33 protein-coding genes are annotated in these 21,203 nt (G+C 63.0%); 28 read left to right on the top strand and 5 right to left on the bottom strand.

From position 1 onward, the window contains the following. Window positions 1-84 precede the first annotated feature (84 nt). From A6E15_RS19920 to A6E15_RS19785, 28 genes are all read left to right on the top strand, one after another. Window positions 85-270, top strand: a complete 186-nt coding sequence (locus A6E15_RS19920) for a hypothetical protein (RefSeq protein ID WP_076148861.1) — start codon at window positions 85-87, stop codon at window positions 268-270. Further along, complete coding sequence (locus A6E15_RS19915) at window positions 267-959, top strand: hypothetical protein (RefSeq protein ID WP_076148860.1); 693 nt, start codon at window positions 267-269, stop codon at window positions 957-959. The genes A6E15_RS19920 and A6E15_RS19915 overlap by 4 nt, the downstream gene beginning before the upstream one ends. After that, a complete protein-coding gene (locus tag A6E15_RS19910; protein ID WP_076148859.1) occupies window positions 960-1,457 on the top strand; it encodes a hypothetical protein in 498 nt (165 codons plus the stop codon). After that, window positions 1,458-1,805, top strand: coding sequence for a hypothetical protein (locus tag A6E15_RS19905; protein WP_076148858.1), 348 nt, complete (start codon window positions 1,458-1,460; stop codon window positions 1,803-1,805). Then, the gene (locus A6E15_RS19900) at window positions 1,802-3,655 is read left to right on the top strand and encodes a DNA cytosine methyltransferase (protein WP_076148857.1); all 1,854 of its coding nucleotides are present in this window, start codon (window positions 1,802-1,804) and stop codon (window positions 3,653-3,655) included. The genes A6E15_RS19905 and A6E15_RS19900 overlap by 4 nt, the downstream gene beginning before the upstream one ends. After that, complete coding sequence (locus tag A6E15_RS20655; RefSeq protein ID WP_139326666.1) at window positions 3,648-4,370, top strand: hypothetical protein; 723 nt, start codon at window positions 3,648-3,650, stop codon at window positions 4,368-4,370. The genes A6E15_RS19900 and A6E15_RS20655 overlap by 8 nt, the downstream gene beginning before the upstream one ends. Next, window positions 4,370-5,659: a hypothetical protein gene (locus A6E15_RS21625; RefSeq protein ID WP_245800702.1), complete on the top strand. Its 1,290-nt coding sequence runs from the start codon at window positions 4,370-4,372 to the stop codon at window positions 5,657-5,659. Before A6E15_RS20655 ends, A6E15_RS21625 begins: the two co-directional genes overlap by 1 nt. A 91-nt stretch (window positions 5,660-5,750) precedes the next feature. Beyond that, window positions 5,751-6,077 (top strand): helix-turn-helix domain-containing protein, encoded by a 327-nt coding sequence (locus A6E15_RS19880; protein WP_076148854.1) that lies wholly within the window; start codon window positions 5,751-5,753, stop codon window positions 6,075-6,077. A gap of 59 nt (window positions 6,078-6,136) precedes the next feature. Beyond that, window positions 6,137-6,844 carry a hypothetical protein gene (locus A6E15_RS19875; protein ID WP_139326665.1) on the top strand — a complete coding sequence of 236 codons (708 nt, stop codon included), beginning with the start codon at window positions 6,137-6,139 and terminating at the stop codon, window positions 6,842-6,844. 88 nt (window positions 6,845-6,932) lie between these two features. Next, entirely contained in the window at window positions 6,933-7,562 is a 630-nt protein-coding gene (locus tag A6E15_RS19870; protein WP_076148853.1) for a hypothetical protein, read from the top strand. Continuing rightward, complete coding sequence (locus tag A6E15_RS19865; protein ID WP_076148852.1) at window positions 7,559-7,774, top strand: hypothetical protein; 216 nt, start codon at window positions 7,559-7,561, stop codon at window positions 7,772-7,774. Before A6E15_RS19870 ends, A6E15_RS19865 begins: the two co-directional genes overlap by 4 nt. Then, on the top strand, window positions 7,771-8,331 hold the full coding sequence (locus tag A6E15_RS19860) for a hypothetical protein (RefSeq protein WP_076148851.1): 561 nt from the start codon (window positions 7,771-7,773) through the stop codon (window positions 8,329-8,331). Before A6E15_RS19865 ends, A6E15_RS19860 begins: the two co-directional genes overlap by 4 nt. Then, window positions 8,324-8,515, top strand: a complete 192-nt coding sequence (locus A6E15_RS20650; protein ID WP_139326664.1) for a DUF7511 domain-containing protein — start codon at window positions 8,324-8,326, stop codon at window positions 8,513-8,515. Before A6E15_RS19860 ends, A6E15_RS20650 begins: the two co-directional genes overlap by 8 nt. An 882-nt stretch (window positions 8,516-9,397) precedes the next feature. Next, window positions 9,398-9,718, top strand: coding sequence for a PadR family transcriptional regulator (locus A6E15_RS19855; protein WP_076148850.1), 321 nt, complete (start codon window positions 9,398-9,400; stop codon window positions 9,716-9,718). After that, window positions 9,715-10,110 (top strand): hypothetical protein, encoded by a 396-nt coding sequence (locus tag A6E15_RS19850; RefSeq protein WP_076148849.1) that lies wholly within the window; start codon window positions 9,715-9,717, stop codon window positions 10,108-10,110. Before A6E15_RS19855 ends, A6E15_RS19850 begins: the two co-directional genes overlap by 4 nt. Beyond that, window positions 10,111-10,872: a hypothetical protein gene (locus A6E15_RS19845; protein WP_076148848.1), complete on the top strand. Its 762-nt coding sequence runs from the start codon at window positions 10,111-10,113 to the stop codon at window positions 10,870-10,872. It begins immediately after the preceding gene. Next, window positions 10,873-11,781 (top strand): hypothetical protein, encoded by a 909-nt coding sequence (locus A6E15_RS19840; RefSeq protein WP_076148847.1) that lies wholly within the window; start codon window positions 10,873-10,875, stop codon window positions 11,779-11,781. It begins immediately after the preceding gene. Then, complete coding sequence (locus A6E15_RS19835; protein ID WP_076148846.1) at window positions 11,782-12,132, top strand: hypothetical protein; 351 nt, start codon at window positions 11,782-11,784, stop codon at window positions 12,130-12,132. Further along, window positions 12,133-12,420 (top strand): hypothetical protein, encoded by a 288-nt coding sequence (locus A6E15_RS19830; protein ID WP_076148845.1) that lies wholly within the window; start codon window positions 12,133-12,135, stop codon window positions 12,418-12,420. After that, window positions 12,417-12,875, top strand: a complete 459-nt coding sequence (locus tag A6E15_RS19825; protein ID WP_076148844.1) for a hypothetical protein — start codon at window positions 12,417-12,419, stop codon at window positions 12,873-12,875. Before A6E15_RS19830 ends, A6E15_RS19825 begins: the two co-directional genes overlap by 4 nt. Before the next feature lie 2 nt (window positions 12,876-12,877). Next, entirely contained in the window at window positions 12,878-13,420 is a 543-nt protein-coding gene (locus A6E15_RS19820) for a hypothetical protein (protein ID WP_076148843.1), read from the top strand. Continuing rightward, window positions 13,421-13,690, top strand: coding sequence for a hypothetical protein (locus A6E15_RS19815; RefSeq protein WP_076148842.1), 270 nt, complete (start codon window positions 13,421-13,423; stop codon window positions 13,688-13,690). After that, window positions 13,680-13,880: a hypothetical protein gene (locus A6E15_RS19810; protein WP_076148841.1), complete on the top strand. Its 201-nt coding sequence runs from the start codon at window positions 13,680-13,682 to the stop codon at window positions 13,878-13,880. The genes A6E15_RS19815 and A6E15_RS19810 overlap by 11 nt, the downstream gene beginning before the upstream one ends. A 25-nt stretch (window positions 13,881-13,905) precedes the next feature. Next, window positions 13,906-14,118 carry a hypothetical protein gene (locus tag A6E15_RS19805; RefSeq protein ID WP_076148840.1) on the top strand — a complete coding sequence of 71 codons (213 nt, stop codon included), beginning with the start codon at window positions 13,906-13,908 and terminating at the stop codon, window positions 14,116-14,118. Continuing rightward, entirely contained in the window at window positions 14,111-14,437 is a 327-nt protein-coding gene (locus tag A6E15_RS19800) for a hypothetical protein (protein ID WP_076148839.1), read from the top strand. The genes A6E15_RS19805 and A6E15_RS19800 overlap by 8 nt, the downstream gene beginning before the upstream one ends. 1,693 nt (window positions 14,438-16,130) lie before the next feature. Further along, window positions 16,131-17,096 carry a ParA family protein gene (locus A6E15_RS19795; RefSeq protein WP_245800700.1) on the top strand — a complete coding sequence of 322 codons (966 nt, stop codon included), beginning with the start codon at window positions 16,131-16,133 and terminating at the stop codon, window positions 17,094-17,096. After that, the gene (locus A6E15_RS19790; protein ID WP_076148837.1) at window positions 17,093-17,542 is read left to right on the top strand and encodes a hypothetical protein; all 450 of its coding nucleotides are present in this window, start codon (window positions 17,093-17,095) and stop codon (window positions 17,540-17,542) included. The genes A6E15_RS19795 and A6E15_RS19790 overlap by 4 nt, the downstream gene beginning before the upstream one ends. Before the next feature lie 73 nt (window positions 17,543-17,615). Beyond that, window positions 17,616-18,092, top strand: coding sequence for a hypothetical protein (locus A6E15_RS19785; RefSeq protein WP_076148836.1), 477 nt, complete (start codon window positions 17,616-17,618; stop codon window positions 18,090-18,092). A gap of 327 nt (window positions 18,093-18,419) precedes the next feature. Here the strand turns inward: A6E15_RS19785 and A6E15_RS21620 are convergent, their stop codons facing one another. Genes A6E15_RS21620 through A6E15_RS19760 form a run of 5 tightly spaced genes read right to left on the bottom strand, consistent with a single transcriptional unit; the run spans window position 18,420 to window position 21,161 of the window. Next, window positions 18,420-19,328 (bottom strand): hypothetical protein, encoded by a 909-nt coding sequence (locus A6E15_RS21620; RefSeq protein ID WP_245800698.1) that lies wholly within the window; start codon window positions 19,326-19,328, stop codon window positions 18,420-18,422. Continuing rightward, window positions 19,325-19,708, bottom strand: coding sequence for a hypothetical protein (locus tag A6E15_RS19775; protein ID WP_076148835.1), 384 nt, complete (start codon window positions 19,706-19,708; stop codon window positions 19,325-19,327). The genes A6E15_RS21620 and A6E15_RS19775 overlap by 4 nt, the downstream gene beginning before the upstream one ends. Beyond that, a complete protein-coding gene (locus A6E15_RS19770) occupies window positions 19,701-19,943 on the bottom strand; it encodes a hypothetical protein (RefSeq protein WP_076148834.1) in 243 nt (80 codons plus the stop codon). Before A6E15_RS19770 ends, A6E15_RS19775 begins: the two co-directional genes overlap by 8 nt. Next, window positions 19,936-20,133, bottom strand: a complete 198-nt coding sequence (locus A6E15_RS19765) for a ribbon-helix-helix domain-containing protein (protein ID WP_076148833.1) — start codon at window positions 20,131-20,133, stop codon at window positions 19,936-19,938. Before A6E15_RS19765 ends, A6E15_RS19770 begins: the two co-directional genes overlap by 8 nt. Continuing rightward, the gene (locus A6E15_RS19760) at window positions 20,133-21,161 is read right to left on the bottom strand and encodes a hypothetical protein (protein ID WP_076148832.1); all 1,029 of its coding nucleotides are present in this window, start codon (window positions 21,159-21,161) and stop codon (window positions 20,133-20,135) included. Before A6E15_RS19760 ends, A6E15_RS19765 begins: the two co-directional genes overlap by 1 nt. Window positions 21,162-21,203 lie beyond the last annotated feature (42 nt).

Raw genomic sequence — 21,203 nt, 5'->3', positions numbered from 1 at the left:
CGTCGCGAAACGCAGTGTGCTGGAACACACTGCAACCGCGGTTGCTTCGTGCGACGTCCAATCACAGAGCAGATCCCACGAAGCATGCCCGAGTTACAGCGTAACCGACTTAAATCTAGTCGGAACGATTCGGAGACGGAGAAGCGTATTTCTAACCAGCGACAGCCCCGTGTCGTCGGGACGACCGACGAGATCAACGTCGATCTCGAGGCAGTTGCGGGCTACGATCGCGACTACGACCCGCTCGTCGAGGAGGCGGTGCGCCGATGAACGGTCGCCACGCCGCGACCGATTCGGGTCGCTACGAGTGCGACGACGACATTCTCGAGGCCGCGCCGGAGAACCCGGTCCGCTTCCTCACGAGTTCGGAACTCGTCTGGAAGGGGATGATCGACGGAATCACCGACCTCGAGCGCCTCGAAGCCTACCGACAGGCAGAGAAGCGCCACATCCACGACCGCTACGACAAGACGGCGGTCCACAAGTACATCGACGCTCGCGAGCGCGAGCTGTCCGACGGACCGACCACCGAGGCGCTCCCGATCCCGCGGGCAATCGTTCCGCTGGCAGACTTCGAACCGCCCACGGAATCCGAGCCGTCCCCGATGACCCCCGCTGACGCTACCTCGGCCCCGGTCGCGGCCACCGACGGCGGCCAGACAGTCGCCGACGAAACCGACGACCTGCACCCGGACGCGACCGGACTCGAGATCGGCGAAGTCCTCGAGTTCGACCGCGACGAGACGACCGAGTACGTCTTCCCCGCGACCGCCGAGGCCGATCGCCCGTTCCTCATGCGTGTCTTCGACGAGGAGGACACCGAACGGACCGCCGAACCGCTGGGGCTGACCCGCGACGAGGTTGCACGACGGCCGATCGATACGACGGACCCACAGCCGATCGGCGACGTCGACGTACAACCGCCGACGAAGGCCGCGACCAATGGAGGTGCCGCGTAGATGTCCGATCGCTTCGCTGACCGGCTGTTCGATCCGATCAACACGGTCGAACCCAAACGCCGGCGCGACCTCGAGGTTGAGCAGGACGACGAGCGGATGTTCTGTCCTGACGGGCTCCACTACACCGAGCCCGCAAACGGCACGCATCCGGAACAGGGCCCGACCGACTACTGCAGCGCCTGTGACTGCTGGACGCTGTACGAGTCCCGGACACAGTTCATCGCGAGCGAGGCATCGGCACTCGGCTTCGAACTCTCGCGAAAAACCAAGGGCGAGCCGATCGACGACCGAGGGATCTACCTGCTGGCGGATACGCCGGTGCAAGCCCACGCGCTCGCGACCGAGTCTGGGGGTAGCAATCACGAGTTGCTCGCCGAGGCACTGGCCGAGACACTCGGGGACGACGCGTTAGACGAACTGATCGTCGACCTCCTCGCGGAGTCCAACGGACGGCCGGACGCTAGCACAGCGTTCCTGCCCAACGGGGGTGACGCGTAGATGTCCGCAGCCGGGACGGAGGCCGTCGACGACGCCCTGTTCGAGGCAATCCAGCGCCGGACCGAGCCGACACCGGACGGCATCCAGAACGTGAACGGCAACGTCTGGACGGGCCAGTCCCGACTCAAACAGGAAGCGAGCAAGGGCAACGTCCCGTGCAGTCGCGACGAAATCAGCGAGGCCGTCGACCGACTTCTTGAAGCCGACCGCGTCGTTTCGTGGCACGGCCTTCTCGCACCCGCCACGGACGAGCATCTGGCCGCGATTATCGAGAACGAAGTCGAGGCAGACGTGACGCGGTCGCTGCTGGTTGGAAAGGCCAACAAGCTCCGCGGGGTGGAGCCATGAGCGACGACACAATCACCGTCGTGGACCTGTTCGCCGGCGCGGGCGGCCTTTCCACCGGCCTCGTCAAGGCGATCATCGACACGAACGCACAGACGATCGCCCGCGAGGCCGGCCTCGAGGCCGACGCGATCACGATGGACCACACCCGGGTTCACTGGTGGCTCACCCAGAATGTCGAACTTCATGCCGTCAATCACTGGGAGCCGGCGATCGCGACCCATGAGCAGAATCACCCGTGGGCCGAACACTACCACGCCAAGATCGAGGAACTGCACCCGCCGGACGTCGTCGAGCCCGGCGAGGTCGATCTCCTGGTGGGCGGACCATCGTGTACTCATCACAGCCGAGCGCGCGGCGGCAAGCCGGTGCAGGAGCAGAAACGCGCGAGCGGCTGGCACGTCCTCCACTGGATCGAACACCTCCAGCCCGATCATCTCCTGCTCGAGAACGTCCCTGAGTTCCGCAAGTGGGCTCCGATCGTCGACGGCAAATCCACGCAGGACGGCTCGATCTTCCAGCGGTGGGTCGGGATGCTCGAGGCGCTGGGCTACTCGGTGCTGTACGATCAAGAAGACGACGCCTACGGAACCGTCCTGAACGCCGCCGACTACGGCGAGGCCCAAAGCCGCAAGCGGCTGTTCATCATGGCCTCGCAGGACACGCGCCCGACCGAACCCGAACCAACTCACGTCGACGAGGATCCAGACAAGCCCGACCGCAGAACCGCGGCGGCTATCATCGACTGGTCGGATCTCGGGGACTCGCTCTGGACGCGCGACCTCGAGAACCCGCGGGTCCAACCGCTCGCGAAGTCGACGATGGCCCGAATCGCCGAGGGCATCCGCCGGCACTGCGACGACCGTCTCGAACCGCTGGCCGACGCCCTTGAGGAGATCGGCAAGGACGAACTGCGGGACCTTCGCGATCACATCGTGCCCGCCGCGGACGCCGCGACGGTCGCGGCCGTGGTTGACCGCCCGTTCCTCGTGCGGATTCCGAGCGGACGGACGGCACTGACGACGCCGTCGATCGTCAAGTACTACGGCACGAGTACGGTGACGCCGATCGACGCGCCACTCGATACCGTCACGTCCGACGGGAACCATCACGCGCTCTCGAGTCCGGAGACGTTCTGTCTCCGACAGCAGTCCGGCGGCGTGCCGCCGTCGACGGACCGGCCGCTGCCGACCGTCGCGACGAAGGGCGCGATCGGGATGGCCAGGGCAACGGCGACGCCGCTGGTCAAGCCCCGGAACGGGGCCCACCGCGGGCTCCATTCCAACCCGCTGTACGAGGCCGATTCGCGGCCGCTGCATACGGTGACCGCACGGAACCACGACGGCCACCTCGTGACGCCGACGCTGATCCACTACTCCCACGGCGGGGCGCTGCGGGACCCGACCAGCGACGTGTTGCCGACCGTCGCGACCGAGAAAGGCGGCGCGTTCGCCCTCTCGAATCCAATCGTCCAGCCGTTCATCGACGAGTACTACGGCAACGCTCGCGCGAACGCACTCGACGATCCGCTCCCGACGGTGCCGACGAAGGATCGCTTCGCGCTGTGTGTCCCCGAGGTGTTCCCGTTCGGCCTGGATGTCCGCTACCGGATGCTCGAGCCCCACGAACTGAAACAGGCACAGGGCTTCCCCGAGAGCTACGAGCTGGCCGGCAGCACGAAAGAGGATATCACCGAGCAGATCGGGAATGCCGTTCCCGTCAACCTCGCTCGGGCGCTTGCCCGACACCTGCTGACCTCTGAGACGCCGAGTCTCGCGACCTTCGGCGGCGGGGTGACGGCTGATCCCGATGCCGAGGTCCCGGAGTACTCCGAGGTGATCTCCGATGACTGACCGTCTCGTCTCCGACGAGGAACTCGTCGAGCGCGTCGCCGAGTGTATCGCTGCCGGCGAGACGATTCCTGCAGGTGGCGCGTCACCGACGACGGTCGCCGCGGGCTTGTCGATCTCGGCCTCGACCGCGGACAAGCACCTTCGGCGGCTGGCCGACGCGGGTCGCCTCGAGCGCGACTTCGGTGTCCGTAACGGCGCGCGGAAGACGGGCTACCGACCGGTCCCCGAGGATCGGTGTGATCGCTGTGACGGCGACGGTGAGATCGAGCGGGCGGACCGGACAGTGCCGTGCCCGCACTGCCACGGTGTCGGGCGGACCGACGAGGAGCGCGAACTTCGAGCCGACGGCGGTGACGGTACGTCTTTGAGTGGTACTGACCGAATTCAATGGATCATATCGAAAAAGGCGATCAGTCCGAGAATCACGAATCCACTAGCGAAAATTACCCTATTCTTATCTACCCAGCCGCTTGCTGTCTCCGATAACAGTATCCCCAAGGTCACCCCCACCAAGAGAAAAAAGATTACTGCAGCTATCAGGTGTCTCTGGAGGATCATTGTTACTCCAAGCAGTGCAAATGTAGCTGTTGAAATCATTCGACCGATATCTGAATTACCCACAATAATTGATATTTATGCGAGAGTAATAAGTCCTTTTCTTGGACTATTTCGGTCACTGCAGACGGACAGTGACCTCCCGGAGGGAGATGCCTAATGCCTCGGAAGTGCCGCCAATGCGGCCAGGGAACAGGCCCGAATCGCCGCCTCTGTACGGACTGCGAGCGCGAGGCTCGTGACACCTACGAGCCGTCGACGCCGCTCGAGACGACCGCGGGCGACGGGGTTGGCGCGTGGATCTGCGTCAACGGCACGTGGCACGCTTCGATTGAGTTCGACGGTTTCCACTACGACTTCGCCTGCGGAGACGGGTTCGACGACTTCCCCGCGGAAGACGTGACCCACTCGCATCACGCACTCGACCACGAGTCGGTCTGTGCGGACTGCCGGGCGGCGATCGATCCCGAGTCGATCCCGGACCCGTGGGCCGACGTAATCGGCGACGACGCCGACGACGGTGTCTCGCTCCGCGAAGGCGAGACCCGCGAGGACAGCGGCCACACCAGCGTCGTGAACCAGACGCTGGCCGACGCCGACGACGAGTATCTCGAGCAGATCGCCGAGGATCCCGAGCAGTACCGCTGCGACGGCGGCAACGAGACGGCCCAGCAGACCCTCGGCGGCGACACGCTCGAGTCTGACGACGACTCGGAGACCAGCGAGGACTACACGTTCACGCGCTCGCAGTGCCGCGCGATCACCAACGCCGGCGAGCGGTGTTCGAACCCAGTCCGTCGGACCGACGGCGAGTCCGAGTTCTGTCCGCGCCACCACGACACCGACTGCGAGACGATCGACGATCGGCTTGCGACCGACGGCGGGACGGAACTCCCCACGCTCGAGACCGACGATCAACCCGTCGACCACGCCGGGACGCCGGTGCCACCGGAGTACGACGGCGTCGACCTCCGAAACGACGGCTGCCCGGTCTGTGGCTGTCTGACGTTTCGCGAGGAACGTGCCGGCTACTACGGCTGCGACGACTGTCTCAACGTGTGGGCCGGCGACCCGGAGAACGCGAGTATCGCCTGCTACGTCGGCGAACCAGACGAAGTAGACGACGAGCAGGAGGTCGCGACCGATGGCGGACAGGAACACACGCACTACTGCGAGGACTGCGAGATGAAACTCGCGCTGCTGTACGACGACCGTGACGACGAGACGACGCCGATCGTCTGTGGGCACTGCGGCGGGACGAACACGCGACCGCTCGAGGACGGCCAGCCGGTCGCGACCGACGGCGGCCTACTCGAGGACCAACAGTGTCAGGACTGTGAGGACGCCCCCGCGACCGAGGTCGTGCAGGTGACCATCGGCGGTGTCCCGGCCGGCCCGCTGTACGTCTGTGACGACTGCGCGTCCGACGAGGAGGGACCCGACCGATGATCCGGCGCGTCCGCCTCCCGGCCTGTTCCCATGTCGCGGCCCGCCGCCTCGGGGTCGCGGTCGTCGCGATCATCTACGGCGGTGATCTGCGATGAACGTCGACGAGTTCACCGGCGCTGGCGAGTTGCCCGACGCGCTGGCGTTCGTCGCGCCGAACCGGGCCGAGTACTATGTCGCGATTGACCGCGCTGACGGCCCGGCAACTGCTGACGACCTCGAGGACGCCCTCGAGTACTCGCGGCCGACGGTCTACCGGGCCCTGAACGACCTGCAGGAGATCGGCGTCGTGACCGAAACCGTTCGGCTCGATCCCGAACACGGCCCGACGACGGCCTACGAAACGACGCTCCCGGCCGCCGAGGCGACGGCAAGCCCGGTTTGGGACCGAGCCCGCACCGATGGAGGTACCGACCGATGAGTACCCGCGACAGTGGCCGCCGCTCCCGAAAGGGACCCCGAAATCCAGGTGAGACCAATATGTCGACCCACACCCGATCACGCACGCACAGTACCGACGACCGCCCACTCCCGACCGCCCACCTGCTCGAACCGGCGACCGACGCCGGCGACGCGACGCTGGCGGCGTTTGCTCCCGGGGCGATCCCCGACGACGTCGACGCCAGCGATACCGACACCGAGACGACCACCGACTCGTCGACGGCCGCGACCGCGACGCTCGAGGACTTCACGGTCCGGTCGTTCCCGCGGCCAGCAGCCGAGAGCGACTCCCGCCCGGACGAACTCTCCGCAGACGACGCGGAAGCCGGCCAGACGACGCTGACTGGCAGCACCGACTGGTCGACTGCCGAACTCGCGGCGTTCTACGAAGACCAGGGCAAGTTCCCGATCGAGATCGCGACCGACCTCGCGGGTGATCTCTCCCGGTCGGAGGTGGCCGACCGCCTCCGACGCGCCGGCGTACTCGAGCCCGCGGACGACTACCGCGCGCTGCACGAACTCTACTGCGAGCGCGACTGGTCGACGAGTGAGATCGCCGAACGGGCCTGCGACGGCGCGGTCACCTCGGAGACGATCGCCTACCGGCTCCACCAGTTCGGATTCCACGAGGAACGGTCGCAGGAGCGCCTCGCAGCGATGGACCCCGACGAACTGGACCTCGAGACCGATGACAAGGCACTGATCGACGAGACGGCCGGTCGCGAGAAACGGCAGGTGAGAGCATGAGCGACCTTCCCGAAGCGACGCCGGAAGACGTTGCCGTCGCGATCGCACAGCTCGAAGACCGAGAGACCGACGACGACCCTTTGGATCAATGAGCGAAACCGAGACAGATACCGACGACGACCAACAGGACCTCGAGTACGCCCAGCGCCGTGTCGCGGAGATGAACGAACGTGCCGCGAAAGCCGTCTCCCAACTTGCTGGGGTCGAGTCGAATGCGACCCCGATTGGGTCGCTTCGGATGGCCCATTCCGACCTGTGTAAGACGCTCGCGAACACGAACCGGGCGATCGCGAATGTGGAACAGGCGATCATCGCTCGTCGCGACGGCCACGGGCGGACGATGCCTCGCGAGATCACCAGAGACCACGCCGACCGCTTCGATGAACTCTACGACGGGCCGGTGTACTCTCTGGCGATGCAACTCCTCGAGAAGAATCGCACTGAGTACCTGTACGCGACGCCGGATACCTATGGTGCTGAGCAGGTCGAACGCCACGGGCTGACGGAAAACCAGCGGTCGTGGTTGACCGATCTCTCGGAGGCGTGGCAAGCCTACGACGAGGTCTACGACCCGCGAACAATCGACGACGACCGACTCTCGCGAGACCTGCAAACGGTCGTCACCGAGGCCCGAAACGAGAACTGGGGCAACGTAAAGGCGACTCTCGAGGCGGCGATCGACGCTGCCGCCGACCTCGAGGAGGCCGATTCGGAATGACGGGTCACCGACTCGGTACCGACCGGAAGGAAGCGGTCGTCGTGGCCGGCTGTCCGAACGGCTGCCAGCGGTTCAACATCGAGAGCGAAGGCCGCGAGGATGCCGTCGATACGCTCGTCGAGACGGCGAAAGAGGCCTTCGGCGAGTGTTCGGACTGTGGCGAGTCGATCGGGTTCCTGCGGAAGGACGAACCGGCCGAGGTGTTAGAATGACCGACACCGAACCACCGGAACACGTCGACATCCGGGGCGACCCGCCGGTGATCGCCGACCTCGAGAACCTTCGCGGGATCGCGAACTTCCGGCTTGGAAACGCAGTCTACGTCCACGCGATCGAGCAGGTTGATACCGACATCTACGCGGCTTACCTCGGCGTTTCGATTCCGACGGATACCTCCGCAGCGGCTGGCCGTGCTGAGATCACTTTCCGAAACTACGCGCCGGTCGGGGCCATGTACGCCCGTCGGGTGACGATCGAGGGCGAGACGTACTACGAGGTCGACCTGCCCGATCGCGACGACCTCTCCGCGGCTATCCGCGCTCGAGAGGACTACGAGGACGAACACCGGGCGGCGGTGATCCCTGCGGTCCTGAACGAACTCGGGGAGTGGGCAGAGGACCACGCCGATCGCGACGACGATCTCCACCGCGGCATGGCGCTGGGCCTCGAGGCGGCCCGGCGCGAAGTTCGCACACGCCTGGAGGCGGCCTATCGGGGCGACCGCAGGTGGTCGCGCGAGCAGTTAGCCGAGGTGGTTGATCTTGAGTAGTTCTGTCCCCGACTCTTCCGAGTTGGTGTCCCGAGCCGCGCCTCGCTTCAAATCGGCCCACGTCGAGAACGACGACTACCCCGACGAGTTCGCAATCTTCGACGCTAGCAGCGTAGCGGCGATGACCCAAACGTGGCTCGCCGCGAGCGGCGACGGATTCGTGGACTTAGACGAGGCGCGATAACCGATGAGTACCGATTCCCAGACCACGACTGCGAGCAGATCACCGTTGGGGAGGGCGGCTATATGTTTCTAACAGTCGAAACGCGACCGACCTCGCGGTCGTGACTGGGCAATTCGACAGTGGCAGTGAGTACTGCAAGCGCTGTTTGTTTCTCTTCCCATCTGACGGTAGTTTGTTTTCCCAGACAATATATTATGACACCTAGTATATTCTAGTCCATTAATTATAGTTATAGAGAACGTTTATCTACAAAACTAACTACTGTCTATTCAGTTCGAGATGTGGACTCGATAGCGTGCCCTCGCGTCAAGTTGTCCGGTTCCTAAATCTATTATGTGGGTGCTGGACACAGTACGGCCTCTCCCTTGGGAAACCAAGGTGTCGGCTAGCTACCGATGATAAGGCGTCCACAGGCTCGAACTGAAAACCATGAACAAACGCTGGCAACTCACCGCGTTAACAGCGCTGGCTTTGGTCGGCTTTGTGGCCGTTGCTTCCGGGTCGGCAGTTGCACAACCACTCGACAATATGGAGTGTGAGAATAGTTATGCACAACACACTCCGCATCCAAGCGAAACCTGCGTTGATAATTCGGGGATCGATATTGGTGATGACTCCAACGATGGGCCAACTATAGAAGCGGACTACTCCAAATGCCGTGGCTCCGGAGAGCGAATGGTTGAATGGCATAATTCCGGTAAAATCCCTGGACAGCTAACCCATCAGGCTGCAACTCTTCAGTATGGTTCTTGTATAAGAGACGTCCAACGCGAAGCGGGGATTGGTCGGTAACTCCCTCGATCTACATTTATCAGAAGTCGCATTCTGAAACCCCGTCTGTCGCCTTCGCGGTTCAAGTATCTTATCTGTGTTTTCTGTCGTATGGCGCAAGCCAATCCGACGCCAGGACAGACCGCACAGGACATGACCGACTTCCGCTGGAACGCACTCTACGTGATCGCTGCGCGAGAACCGGTCATGGGGCTGAACATCAAGACCGAACTCGAGGACTACTACGAGACCGAGATCAACCACGGCCGGCTGTACCCGAACCTCGATAAGCTGGTCGACTGGGGTCTCGTCGAGAAACGTGAACGCGACAAGCGGACGAACGAGTACCTGCTGACCTCGCGCGGCGAGGCGCTGCTGGCCCGCAAACAGGGCTGGGAGAGCGAGCGGTTCGACACGGGGGGATCGGCATGAGCGTCTACCCGGTAGACGCCGACTACAACGCTGAGGGCCCGGTGCTGACCAACTCCGACGACGACTTTCCCGCCCGCATCCAGGTCGCGACGGAGTACTCGTTCGCCGAACTCCGACTGTCTCGCGAGGAGTTCCGCCGTGTTCTGCAGCTCGTCACAGAGACTGCGAGGGTCGGCAAACCGGAGGCACGCAAACTCGAGGGCGGACGGATCGCACTCGAGGCCGCGCCGCCGGAAGCCGACGACCCGTGGAGCATCGAAATCCAGACCGGCGGGCTCGAGTACAAGGTCCCGCTCTCGGTGGACGAACTCGAGGGGCTGTCCGATCTCCCCCGAACCGTCCACCCGGACTATGAGGCGGACGAAAACGAGGATGTGGAGGTGCGTGCGTAGATGTCGCTCGAAACCATCGGCCCGCACGCCGAATCGGGATTCAGCCCGGGCGACGTGCTCGCGGAAGCCCAACAGGGCGACCGTATCGACCTCGAGATACAGGTCTACGAGGGCCCGTTCATCGACGCCACTGGTCGCGTCAAGTCGGTCGAAGACGACGACGGCGGCATTGCCGAGGACCCAAAACAGGCCCGAACCGTGGCGGTCGACGTTCGCGACGTTGACGTGGTGGGCTGCGGAGTCCCTGATCGCCTTGAACTCGAGCTATCGCATGACCCGAACTCGGCGTATGCGGTGGTTCATGATCTGGAAGTACTCGACATCGATGGTGAGCGGACCCACTACGCGATCGACGACCTCGCGAACTGCGTTCTCGAGCGGTCTCCCGAGTGGCTCCCTGACGAGTACGACCCCGATGCCGACCTTCGCGAGCGGCTGCCGATCATGGCCGAGATCGACGGCGGGATCGAACTGTGGGTCGGCGACGGTCGCACGGCCGAAATCGTGAACCAACCCCAGGAACTGACCGAAGACGGACGCGGCGTGTACGTTCTGAAAGCGGGCACGTCGTTCGCGAACTGGGACTACGAGATCGTGGTTCCAAAGCCGGAGAACGGCGACCCGTTCCTCCGGTCGGTCGACCCTGACCAAGAGTACGAGGACTATCTCGACTCGCGGACAGTCGAACTCAAAGACATCGACGTGCGGATCTACGGCGTCGATCACGACCGCCTCGAGGGTGCATCGGAGGTGCCGGCGTAGATGTCCGACACCGTAATTCGGGTCTATACGCCCGAAAACTTCGCTGAGCAGATCGACAAGATGGCCGAGGCCAAGCCCGATCGGGCGATCGTTCTCGGCGACCTCGTCGGGCGGCACGCGGGCACTCGCTACGAGGACGACGAACACCTCAAGCAACTCGGGGAGTTCGTCTATCCAGCGGAACTGTTCGCCGACGAGACCGGCACGACCGGCCTCGAGGCCGCCGACCACCGCCTTGCAGCGACGGGCGTCTTCCCGTCGGAGTATGTCGACGAGACCGAACCTGCTGTTCTCTCCTACGACGAGTACCAGGACTACGCCGACGACGTCGCTGGCGAGTTCCGAGATCCGATCTTCCTCGTCGGGGCGTGGCATCCCGGCCACAGCTACCAGATCACCGGGAACCCGGAGAACTCGAAGCCACGGAAATGCGGCAGTATGGCCTACCCCGAGAGCGTTTTCGAGACGACGCAGGGCTGTGCCCCACTGAACGAACTCCACCTCGGGTTCCCCGGCACGGTCGTCCTCGAGGCCGACGCGCTCGACGAGGAGACGGTCGCCTACGCTCGCGGCGAGTGTCACGAGCTGCCGGTCGAGGAACGCGAGGACAACCGGATGGAAGCCAAGGCGATCAACCAGACGCTTCGTAGTCTCTCGGACGGCGACCGAGTCCGGGTCAATGATCGGGACCGGCCGCTGACGGTCGTCCCGCGAGCGGAGACGACCCAAATCGGTGTTGGGGGATACGACTGCGTATTCCTGTCGGGCAACGGCACCGACTACCGGATCAAGATCGAGAACGGCGACTCGCAGTACCCCGAACTCGAGTGGCGGTCGGACCGGGAGTACATCGGCGAGATCGAAGTGGTCGAACGCGCCGAGACGACGCAGGCGGAGGTGACCGCATAGATGTCCGACCCCGAAACGCAGACCGTTCACGGCTGCCTGAAAACGACCGGTGACCAGCCGGACTACGCGGTTCTGTACGGCGACGAACTCGCTCGAGCCGGTGACGGCGACGGTGGCGAGGACGCTGCCTTCTCCGAGTACGAGATCCGCAACGACGAGAACACACGGATTCTCGTCTCCTACTCCGAAAGCGGTCTCAGATCGGTTTCCGCCTACCCGGCTGACGAGCCCGACGAAGAGACGACCTACGAACCCGCCGACGATCAACCCGAAAGCGGGACGCGGTGGGTTCCGGAGGACGGCGACCGCCCAGAAATACGAATCCTCCCCGAAACGGAGGTGCCAGCGTAGATGCCGTCGCTCAAGCCACAACTCCAAGAGCGGCTCACCGTCGAACGCGACGGCGAAGAACTCGAGGTGTTCAACTGGGTCAACATCACCCAGCACTCGACCGTCCGCGGCCACAATCCGCTCGTTCAGACCGACGCCGTCGAAATTGGGGCTGGCGACGCATCGTTCTCACCCGACGCGGTGACGGCGTGGGTAGCCGACGAACTCCGCGACGAGTTCCAAGTCGATCCCGAGGACCACGGCATCGAGGTCGTTGACGTGGAATCTGACGAGGTGAATGTGTTATGATACTCGCAACCAGCGGCGACTACGACCTACCGAACATCGACTGGCTGTGCAAAGAGTGCGGTATTGTCTACTGTTCAGCGGGTTACCCGCCGGAAACCCGCTGTCCCAAGGGCCACGGCCACGGCTGGCGACCAGACCCTCAGCAGGTGATCGACTACATCGATCTCCTCGAGGAACTCGAGGCCGGCGACGGTATCGTGATCGTCGGGAAGGGCCCGGCGGCGCTCATGGGCCCGATCGAATCGGTCGGCGACGGCCAGTTCGTCACCGAGTCGATTGAGAGTCCTTCGCGGACCCTCCGGTGGGACCGCGGCGACAGCGACGCTGAGGGCCGGGATCGCCGGCCAACCCTTGAGTGGAAGAAAACGGAGAAACCCGACGCGTTCTACGACGACGTCTATCACGTCGAGACAGTTGATATCCAGACCGCCGACGAAACGGAGGTGCCAGCGTAGTCATGTCGACCGACAAGATTTCGGACGAAGGCGACACCAGCGTCGGCAAGTACCCGAAAACGGTGGGCATCGAACTCGCGGCCAAAGAGGGGTCGCAGCGGTACTACTTCCGGAACCCGACCGGCGGGATTTCATCGATCCCGGCGCTGAACGCCGACCAAGCCCGGAAACTCATCGCCGACGACTATCGGGGCTTCGCGCCCGAAGACTTCGAGCAGGTCGATGGCTTCGACGCCGAGCCGTGGGACTACCCGGACCCAGTCGATTCCGATCGCGAGGTCAACGAACACGACCTCTGGATGCTCCGGGCGGCCATGTCCAGGGGCTACCGCTGTGGGACCTCCAGTCGGCACCCGCGGAAGAACCCGACCGAGTACACGATTGAACGGCTCCTCGAGGAGTGGCCGGATCCGACCGCGGTCCCGCTGCACGATCGCGAGGCGCTCCAGCAGGCTGGCGGGATCGGGCCCCACCGTGCGGCCCAGGTCGTTGGCGCGGCGGTCGCGAACGGACTAATCGAACGGCCGGTGCGAGGTGACGAGTAGATGTCAGAGACTGACCGCAACAGTCGCTACGCTGCTACGAGTGAGGATTTCGACTTCGAGGCTGGCGACCGCGTCCTCGTTCGTGTTCGCGAACACGGTGACAGCGGGAACATCGAGGGGAAGTTCGAGGCGACCGTCGAAGGCTTCGAAACGGGCGTCTCGGCCGTTTCCTCCGATCGCGCTGTATTCGACCCACCGTGGGACAGCATCAGCGGCGTCAAATTCCGCTACTACGAGGCCGAGTTCGAGGTATTGGACGATGCTGAGTGACCAAGCGAAGGACTACCCACTGCGGACGAAAGCTCGGCTGCTGGTCGGGAAGTTCCTCGTGGCACAGGGCTACCGAGTCTTCCCCGAGGAACTGACCGAGAGCGTGCAGGCCGAGGAACTCGCCCAGATGGCCGACCGAATCGATGGCGTCGAATGCACGCTGCAGCCAGAGGTCGATCACGATGACTGAAACCGTTCCCGAATGATTCCGTCCGGTGGACTTCGACCACACCGACCGACAGGAGGATCGCGACCTGACCGACGCGACGCAGTACCCGATCGCCGTCGTCGCGGACGGCGATGAGTACGTCGCCACGCAGGACTGTACGACCCTCGAGGCACGCGGGTTCTCCCCAGCGGAGGCGATCGCCAACTTCGCGATGGCCGTCGATGCGACCGAGGGGAAGCAGGTGATCGCCGATGAGTGAGGCTGAACAGCCTCCGGGCGATACGTACCGGTTCTACCGGACGAGAGTCGCCCTTGGAAAGGCGATCGGGCTGGCGATCTGCAAACCGAAGCTGATTCTGGGCCGCAGACGCCATGACGGTACCTGCGACCGGTGCGGCGAGCCGTTCGGGAAGTATGCGGGTGAGAAATTAGACTTCCCGCTCGATGACCTCAGTCCAGACGCCAGTTCGACCCGCGCAAAACTGCGGGCGATGTGGAACGCCGAGTACACCCGTGTTTGCTTGGAGTGTTCGGTAGACGTGGATTCTGACCACCCGGAGGCCGATCACGATGACTGACCTCGAGAAGTACTACAGCGAACGCGAGGTGGGAAACGGTGCCGAGTGACGCCATGGACGAGGCCCAGAAGCGCCTCGAGCGGTTCGTGACGACGCTCCGGGACTACGACGGCCCACACCTGCGACGGTCGCAGATTCATCTCCGTTCGCTCTCGAGATGCCACTCCTTGGACTTGACCGAAGATGTAGAATATAGTCCCCGAAAGGTACTTTTAAAAACAGTTTACTAGAGGCGAATATGATAGATTTCGTTTCGACTATTGCAACATTCCTTATTCTTGTCTTTTCTGGATTGACGTTTTGGTATCAGTTCCTTCGCAATCCTCGATCTGACGTTGGTATAGAGGTCACAAATCGTGACGAACCCTATTCAACAAATTCCGCCTCAATATCTTTCAAAGCATCACCGATTTATGTATATAACCGTGGAGATATGGAGGCTATAGTAGAAGATTCGGATATCTCGTTCACACTATGGGATTATGAATCTGGTAAGATATTTGTCCCTCCTGAAAATGCGAATTTTGAGATTTCGTTTAAGGAACGGAATTTGGGGAGTAGGGGGAGATTAGCGCCTGGACGAAATGACCGGGCACAACCAATGATCTCCATTTCAAATCTGAGTGAGTACCCCTCTGAATTCCGAATCGATATCTCTTACGAGTTACACGTCCGTGATAACACTCGAACTTATGATTTAGAGGCATCTGATAGTTTCCGGTTTATTAACGAGCGTGTGACTGGCTGAGTCTGTCCCTGAACTCCGGTGTGGAAACGCCGCGAGCGGCGCGGAGAGTGTGAAACGCCCGCCCGCGATCCAGTGGGGGTGCGTCGCGCCAGTGCGAACGCGACGGATAGTCCAAGGGCCGCGACCGGTATCAGTGTACTCCCAACAGACTGGGGTCCTACCTGCCCACGCCGGTATCATACATACGCCCAATGCGATATCATACATCGACTCTCGCGAGCGCCGACGGGCTGGAAAACAGGACCGCGCAGGGGGTGTGTCAGCGCGGTCGCAGCCGAAGTGATGGGATTCGGATCGCAGGGGGCGGGTGGGTGGGGAACTTGTCGCGCGGAGAGGGCGCGCGACAGTCGTAGCAAGGGCTGGGACCCTAATCAACGGCTGTGCCGACAGACGGGGTCTCGCGCCCGTCGGATCGAAACGGCTTAGCCGATCCCGTGGGACGGTCCGGTCGCCGTCGTGCCGCCGGTCGGTCCGTTGCCGCTCACCTGGTCGGGGCGGCCGTAGCGGGCGACGGCGCTTCGACTGCCGGTAGCAAATGCCGTCTTACTCCGAACAGTACTATCTTAGTTGTGAGTAAGTCGCTGCTACCTGTCGTCGGGACACAACGCCTTTCCCGACCGCTTCCGTACTGCCGATCGCCGGCTTCGGTCGGCTGCTAAATACCAGTCTCAACTGGGGCGGCTCTGCCGCCTGTGACTCCTACGCTCCCTCGAGTAGCGACGCTGGGTGGTTCAACAGACTCCGCTGAACTACCTCTGCCGGCTGACTCAACTACCTAAGGTAACTCAGGCAACTTAGCTGAACCACCTAAGTCACCTAAGGCAACTGAGTCACCCGAGCCAACTGGCCCCGGTGGAAATAAGTAGGGTGGGCGGAATGTTCGGATTGCCTGCCGACACAGCCGATCGGTTTCGCGACCGTCGCTGCGGCGGGCGGAGTCACACAATGGCAGCCGATCACACACCACGAGCCGTTTGTCTCCCCATGCTGAAAGGGGGATTCGGAAAGAGTACGTTTGCAAGCACCCTCGGCGGGATCCTCGGCGACTTCCGCGACCACGACGTGTTAGTCGTCGACCTCGATCCGGCCGGCCACCTCTCGACGGGACTTGGCTACTACACCCGTGAGAACGAATCGGCGACCGATCTTTCGGACGTCTTGCTCGGGGATGCAACGCTCGACGCGATCGTGAAGAATCCCGGCCACGGGTTCAATTTCGTCCCGTCGCTGAACCTCGACGATGTCACCGACGAACTGTCGAAAGACTCGGTGCTGGCCTCGGACTTAAAGGTCAAACAGGAACTCGTCGACAAGCATCTCGGCGAGCAGTACGACTACATGCTGTTCGACGTGCCGGGGACTCGGAACAAGCTCACGAATAACGCAGTGGTCGCAGCGCCCAACGCGATCCTCCCGCTCATGCCGGCTCCCGAAGCCCTGAACGGCCTTCGAGAGACGGCGACGCGGCTGGTTGCACCGATCCGGGCCCAACTTCCGGGCGAGTTCGAGATCCTCGCGACGGTCCCGAACGACCTCTCGGCGCGAATCGACCACCAGACCAAGGACCGGAAGCTGCTTGAGGCGATGAACACGCAGGAGAGTTTCGCGAGTTACCTGCTGGCCGGTCGCGACGGCGTCGACGCCCAGCAGGGAACACTCTCGGACGACTATGACCTCGAGACGGTGCTGGATAACCACATCCCGCCGTTTGCTCGGATCCGGCCGGACGAATGGAACGCGATCGATGCGGGTGAGATCGACCCGCCGAAGCCGCCGATTCGACACACTGGCGCGATCGGGGACGCCTACGAGAATCGCCAGCCGTTGACGGCCTACGATCCGGAGAACCCACAGCTCGAGTACTTCGGCCAGATCGCGGATATCATCGAACACGGAGGAATCGTCCAATGACGGACTTCGACCTTGGTGAGCCGGCACCCGACGCTGACGAGGAGCCGGACGATGAACAGGACTCGAGCGACGAGCAACCGACCGACACCGCGATTGAGGAGGCGATGTCTGACTCGTCGACGGACGACTCCGACAGCTCCCCGTCGACACGTGACCAATCAACCAGTACGGTCTCGAGTGACGGGGATGACAGCGCGCCGGATCCGACCGAGACGGGGCCAGCGTTCCCCTACGACGAGGTGAAACAGAGTCCGCTGTACGCTCGCGAGGAGACGTGGACCGAGTTCGAGGACAAACTCGACATGGAACTCACGCCGAACCTCCGAGAGGAAGGGATTCGGGACGACGAACTCCGAGAAATTCACGATATCGTCCTCGAGGTCGCGATTGAGCGCCTCGATGAGTTCCCCGAGCGGCTGAAAGAGAAGCGACGAGAGATGGGATGATCCGCGGTACGTGATCAAACTCGGCCCCTTACCTCGCCGTTGATCTTTTAGTCGTAGATGTTGACATTCACCTATGGATCAGTTTGAAATGTACCGGCAGGTGGTAGCTACGTTCCGGACGTTGTTGTTGGGAGGGCTCCATGCTACGATGCTGTTCAGCCTCCTCCTGATCGCGGTCAACACGCTGTGTGACCTCTGTGGGTTCGGCCCCTTTGATCTTAGCAAAATCAGAGCCAGCGGCGATATGATAATGGATCGAATAACGGTTCCGCTCCGTACGAATGCGGGTCCTGTTGAGGTCCTCTCGGAGCGGAATAAGATCACCAATGCAGTTGTCATTGGTGCGATCACGGTTATCGTCACAACGTCGTTCCAACTCGTCACCATCTCGCTCGCTACGGGAGTCTCGGTCGCGTCTGCGAGCCTAATCGGTGTTACATATAGCCCGACTCGAGCATCGACCTACATCGTCGCGTTTTCGATGCTCCTTGCGGTGGCGATTTTCACTCACGCCAACACCCGGATACAGGAAGGACTCCGGTACGCATAGCGGCTACTGGCCATACTCGCCGGCCAGATTCTGCGGCCGTTCATCCTACTGCTCCCTGTCGGTATACCACCACCATAGTATCCGAATCACGGCTTGTGCAACGACGCTACCAAAGCCGATACTGAATCCGTATATCAGTCCGTTCATGCAGTCCGACCCGGGGCGAGTCCGACCTTAAGCGTGGCGTGGATCCGTATATAGACGATTGAAGACCTCGCGAGACGGTCTATAGCCCCCAGAGAACCGGCCGATTCGCTTAGTCGTCCTTAGTCCGTTGGGTGGTCCCGCTGACCAATCGAACTGCGTTGGGATCCGAAACGTAGTGGTTCAGTCGTCACGAACTCGCTCCCACACGTCCCGAATCCGGTCGTCGTGGTCGCCGTTGTAGAGGCCGGTGTCCCAGAAACAGTCGGCGAGGTCGTCCTCGTGATACCGCCACTCGCGGGTATGCGCCATGTCCGTCAGGACGTACTCCCAGTGGCCGTCCGAGTCGTCGGTAAGACACTGCGTGACTTCGACCAGCTTCGGGACGGGCTCAGCGTCGTGTCGTCGCCAGAGGATTTTGTCCTCGAAGGCCCGACCCTTGATCGACAGCGGGTCGATCTGGTCCTCGAGCCGGTGGACGAACGACCCGTTTCGTTCTCGGATGGATCGCTCGGCGGCGTCGAGCGTCTGTTGCATCCGGTCGGTCCACTCACCGTCGTAGCACATCCGACACCGTCCGTCGAAGAGCAGAAACGTCTCCTGACCACAGTCCTCGCAGTCGTCGTACGATTCGTTGCCGAAGCTCAGCCCGAAGACACTCGCCTTCCGCTCGATCCGAGTCAGATTCAACGCACGGATCAGCTCGTTCTGGTCGGGATCGGGACCGAGATCGAGGACGCGGTCGGCCGGGATCGAAAGGTCGTCTACCGGCCGGCCGAAGTGTCGCCAGCCGTATTCCCGGAACCACTCACCACCGACGAACAGCACCGCGTCCTCGTCGACGCGGTAGCCACACGACCAACACCGAAGATCGTAGTCGTACGTGTCGCTCGAGGCGACCGAGCCGCTGCCCTCGACGTAGTACACGCGGTCTGACCCACAGCCGCGGTCGGCGTGGAACTTCGCCCAGCCGTTGGCGACCGTCCGGCGTGGCGACTCGTAGACGGTACTCGAGCGCCAGTCTTCGGTGCGATCGTCGTAGCGGTTCAACTCGCGGAACGGATCGATCTGCGTTTGGTCAGGATCGGTCACTGTCTCTCACCTCGAATCTCGGCGGCCCACTCGGCGGCCCGATCGACTGCGGGGACGACCGCGTCGACGTCGTGGATATCGGGGCGGAAGGTGATCGCCGCCTTGTCGAAGGGGCGCGTCGGGCCGCCGGAGAAGTACTCCTCGAACGACCACTCGCCGGCCGGGACGCCGTCGGTCGGGACGAGCAACCCGCTTGCGTAGCCGCCATTATGCTCGAGGGCCACGTCGATGGTCGCTCGGCCTCTGTGGTGAGAGACGTAGGCCCCGGTTCGGAACAGCCCGTGGAGCAGCCACGGCGCGGGTACGTTGTAGACGAGTTTCCGCGTCATCCCGCCCCGATCGTGGGTAGTCGTCTCGTCGCGAAGTTGCAGGTCACCCATCGGGATCACGCTCCGCGGCCAGCATCTCGTTCGTCCAGGGCTCGTCCTCGGGCAGGTCGTGGTCCTCGATGCCGTGTTCGGCCAGCGCCTCGAGGACCTCGCCCCAGTCGTCTGCACTGCTGATAACGGGCTCGTCACACAGCCGGCAGTAGGCCGTCTCGGTCTCGGCGACCGTCTCGAGGGTGCCCGTCAGTTCGCTTTCGGCCGGCGTCGGGACCGACTCGTCGTCACCCATCGGGATCACCGTCCTCGAGTTCCGCGGCGGCGAGCTGTCGCAGCCCTTCGCGGATCGCTTCGGACTGGTTTTCGAACGGCCCGTCGACGAGCGCCTCGAGCGTCGTCTGGTCGTCGCCGTACAGCCGGACGGTCACGCGCTCGGGGCCGTCCGCTGCGGAGTCGTTGCGGGCGCTGGGTTGCGTCGACACTACGACTCACCTCCGCTGCCGTCCGTGACGAGCCCAAGCGTCGCTTGTGCCCCTTCGCCGTCGGACCCATCCTCGGACGCTTGAACGCACTCGGCCGCGTCGATCCGATCCCACACCTCACTTTCGACGTAGGCGCGGTCACGGGTGTACCGGCCCCGGGGCCGATGCTCGGCGTCGATATGTGAGACGACCGTCCCGCCTTCGGCGATCGCGAGCAATCCGACACCCTCCTCGCGGAACCGGTCGGCGTGCTCGAGAGCCGGGCCGATCGCCCCCGCATCCAGGGCGACCCACGCGTAGTCGGCGTAGCCCCACCGATCGTACTGGTAGGTCGGCAAGGCGAACGGCTTTGCCTTCGCCTCGCAGCGCCGCGCTCGAGCGGCTTGCTCGAGGGCGGTTTCCCAATCGCGGCGCTTCAACTCGACGGCATGGAGGTTGGCGATCGACGGCGGCATTACTGCGGTCAGACAGTCGGTCGCCGAGAGCGCGAGATAGCCGTTGTTCAACAGCCACGTGATGTGTTTCCGGTTCTTCCGCGCGTCGCTATAGAGACCGTTCTCGACCGCCTCGGGCTTTGGCTTCGGGCCGTGTTCGTAGATGTACCACCACGTCTTGAACCGCTGGAGCGGATCGTGTAACGGCTCCTCGCTGCCGAAGGCACGCGTTCGTCGCTCGAGTGCATCGGGGTCGATATCGGCATACACCAGATCCGTGTGGTAGGCGTTTCGCTGGTGGCGAACCTCGTGAACGACGGCGTCGGTCTCGAGATACGCACCGATTGACTCAACACACGCCTCGCGCATTTCGGTACTCTCGACCTCGAAACAGGTTCCACTCCGGTGGCCGGCCGGCGACGCGGGGCCGATCGGCTCGAGGATCGGTTCGGCCCAGCCAAGCTGCTGCCCCGAATCGACGATCCGGTGGGTTTCGTTCCGAATCTCGACGTTGTGGTCTCGCGGTAGGCCGTCGACCCACTGCTCGAGGGCGTCGGTCGGTGCATCGCGACTTGCGAAGAGGCTCGTCGCCACAGCGCGGCTTCTTCGGTTGTTGTTCGGGGACATCTTAGTCGT

It is taken from the genome of Natrinema saccharevitans, assembly GCF_001953745.1.
In the GTDB taxonomy this organism is placed as follows: Archaea; Halobacteriota; Halobacteria; order Halobacteriales; family Natrialbaceae; genus Natrinema; species Natrinema saccharevitans.
This window is presented reverse-complemented; position numbering and strand designations above follow the sequence as displayed.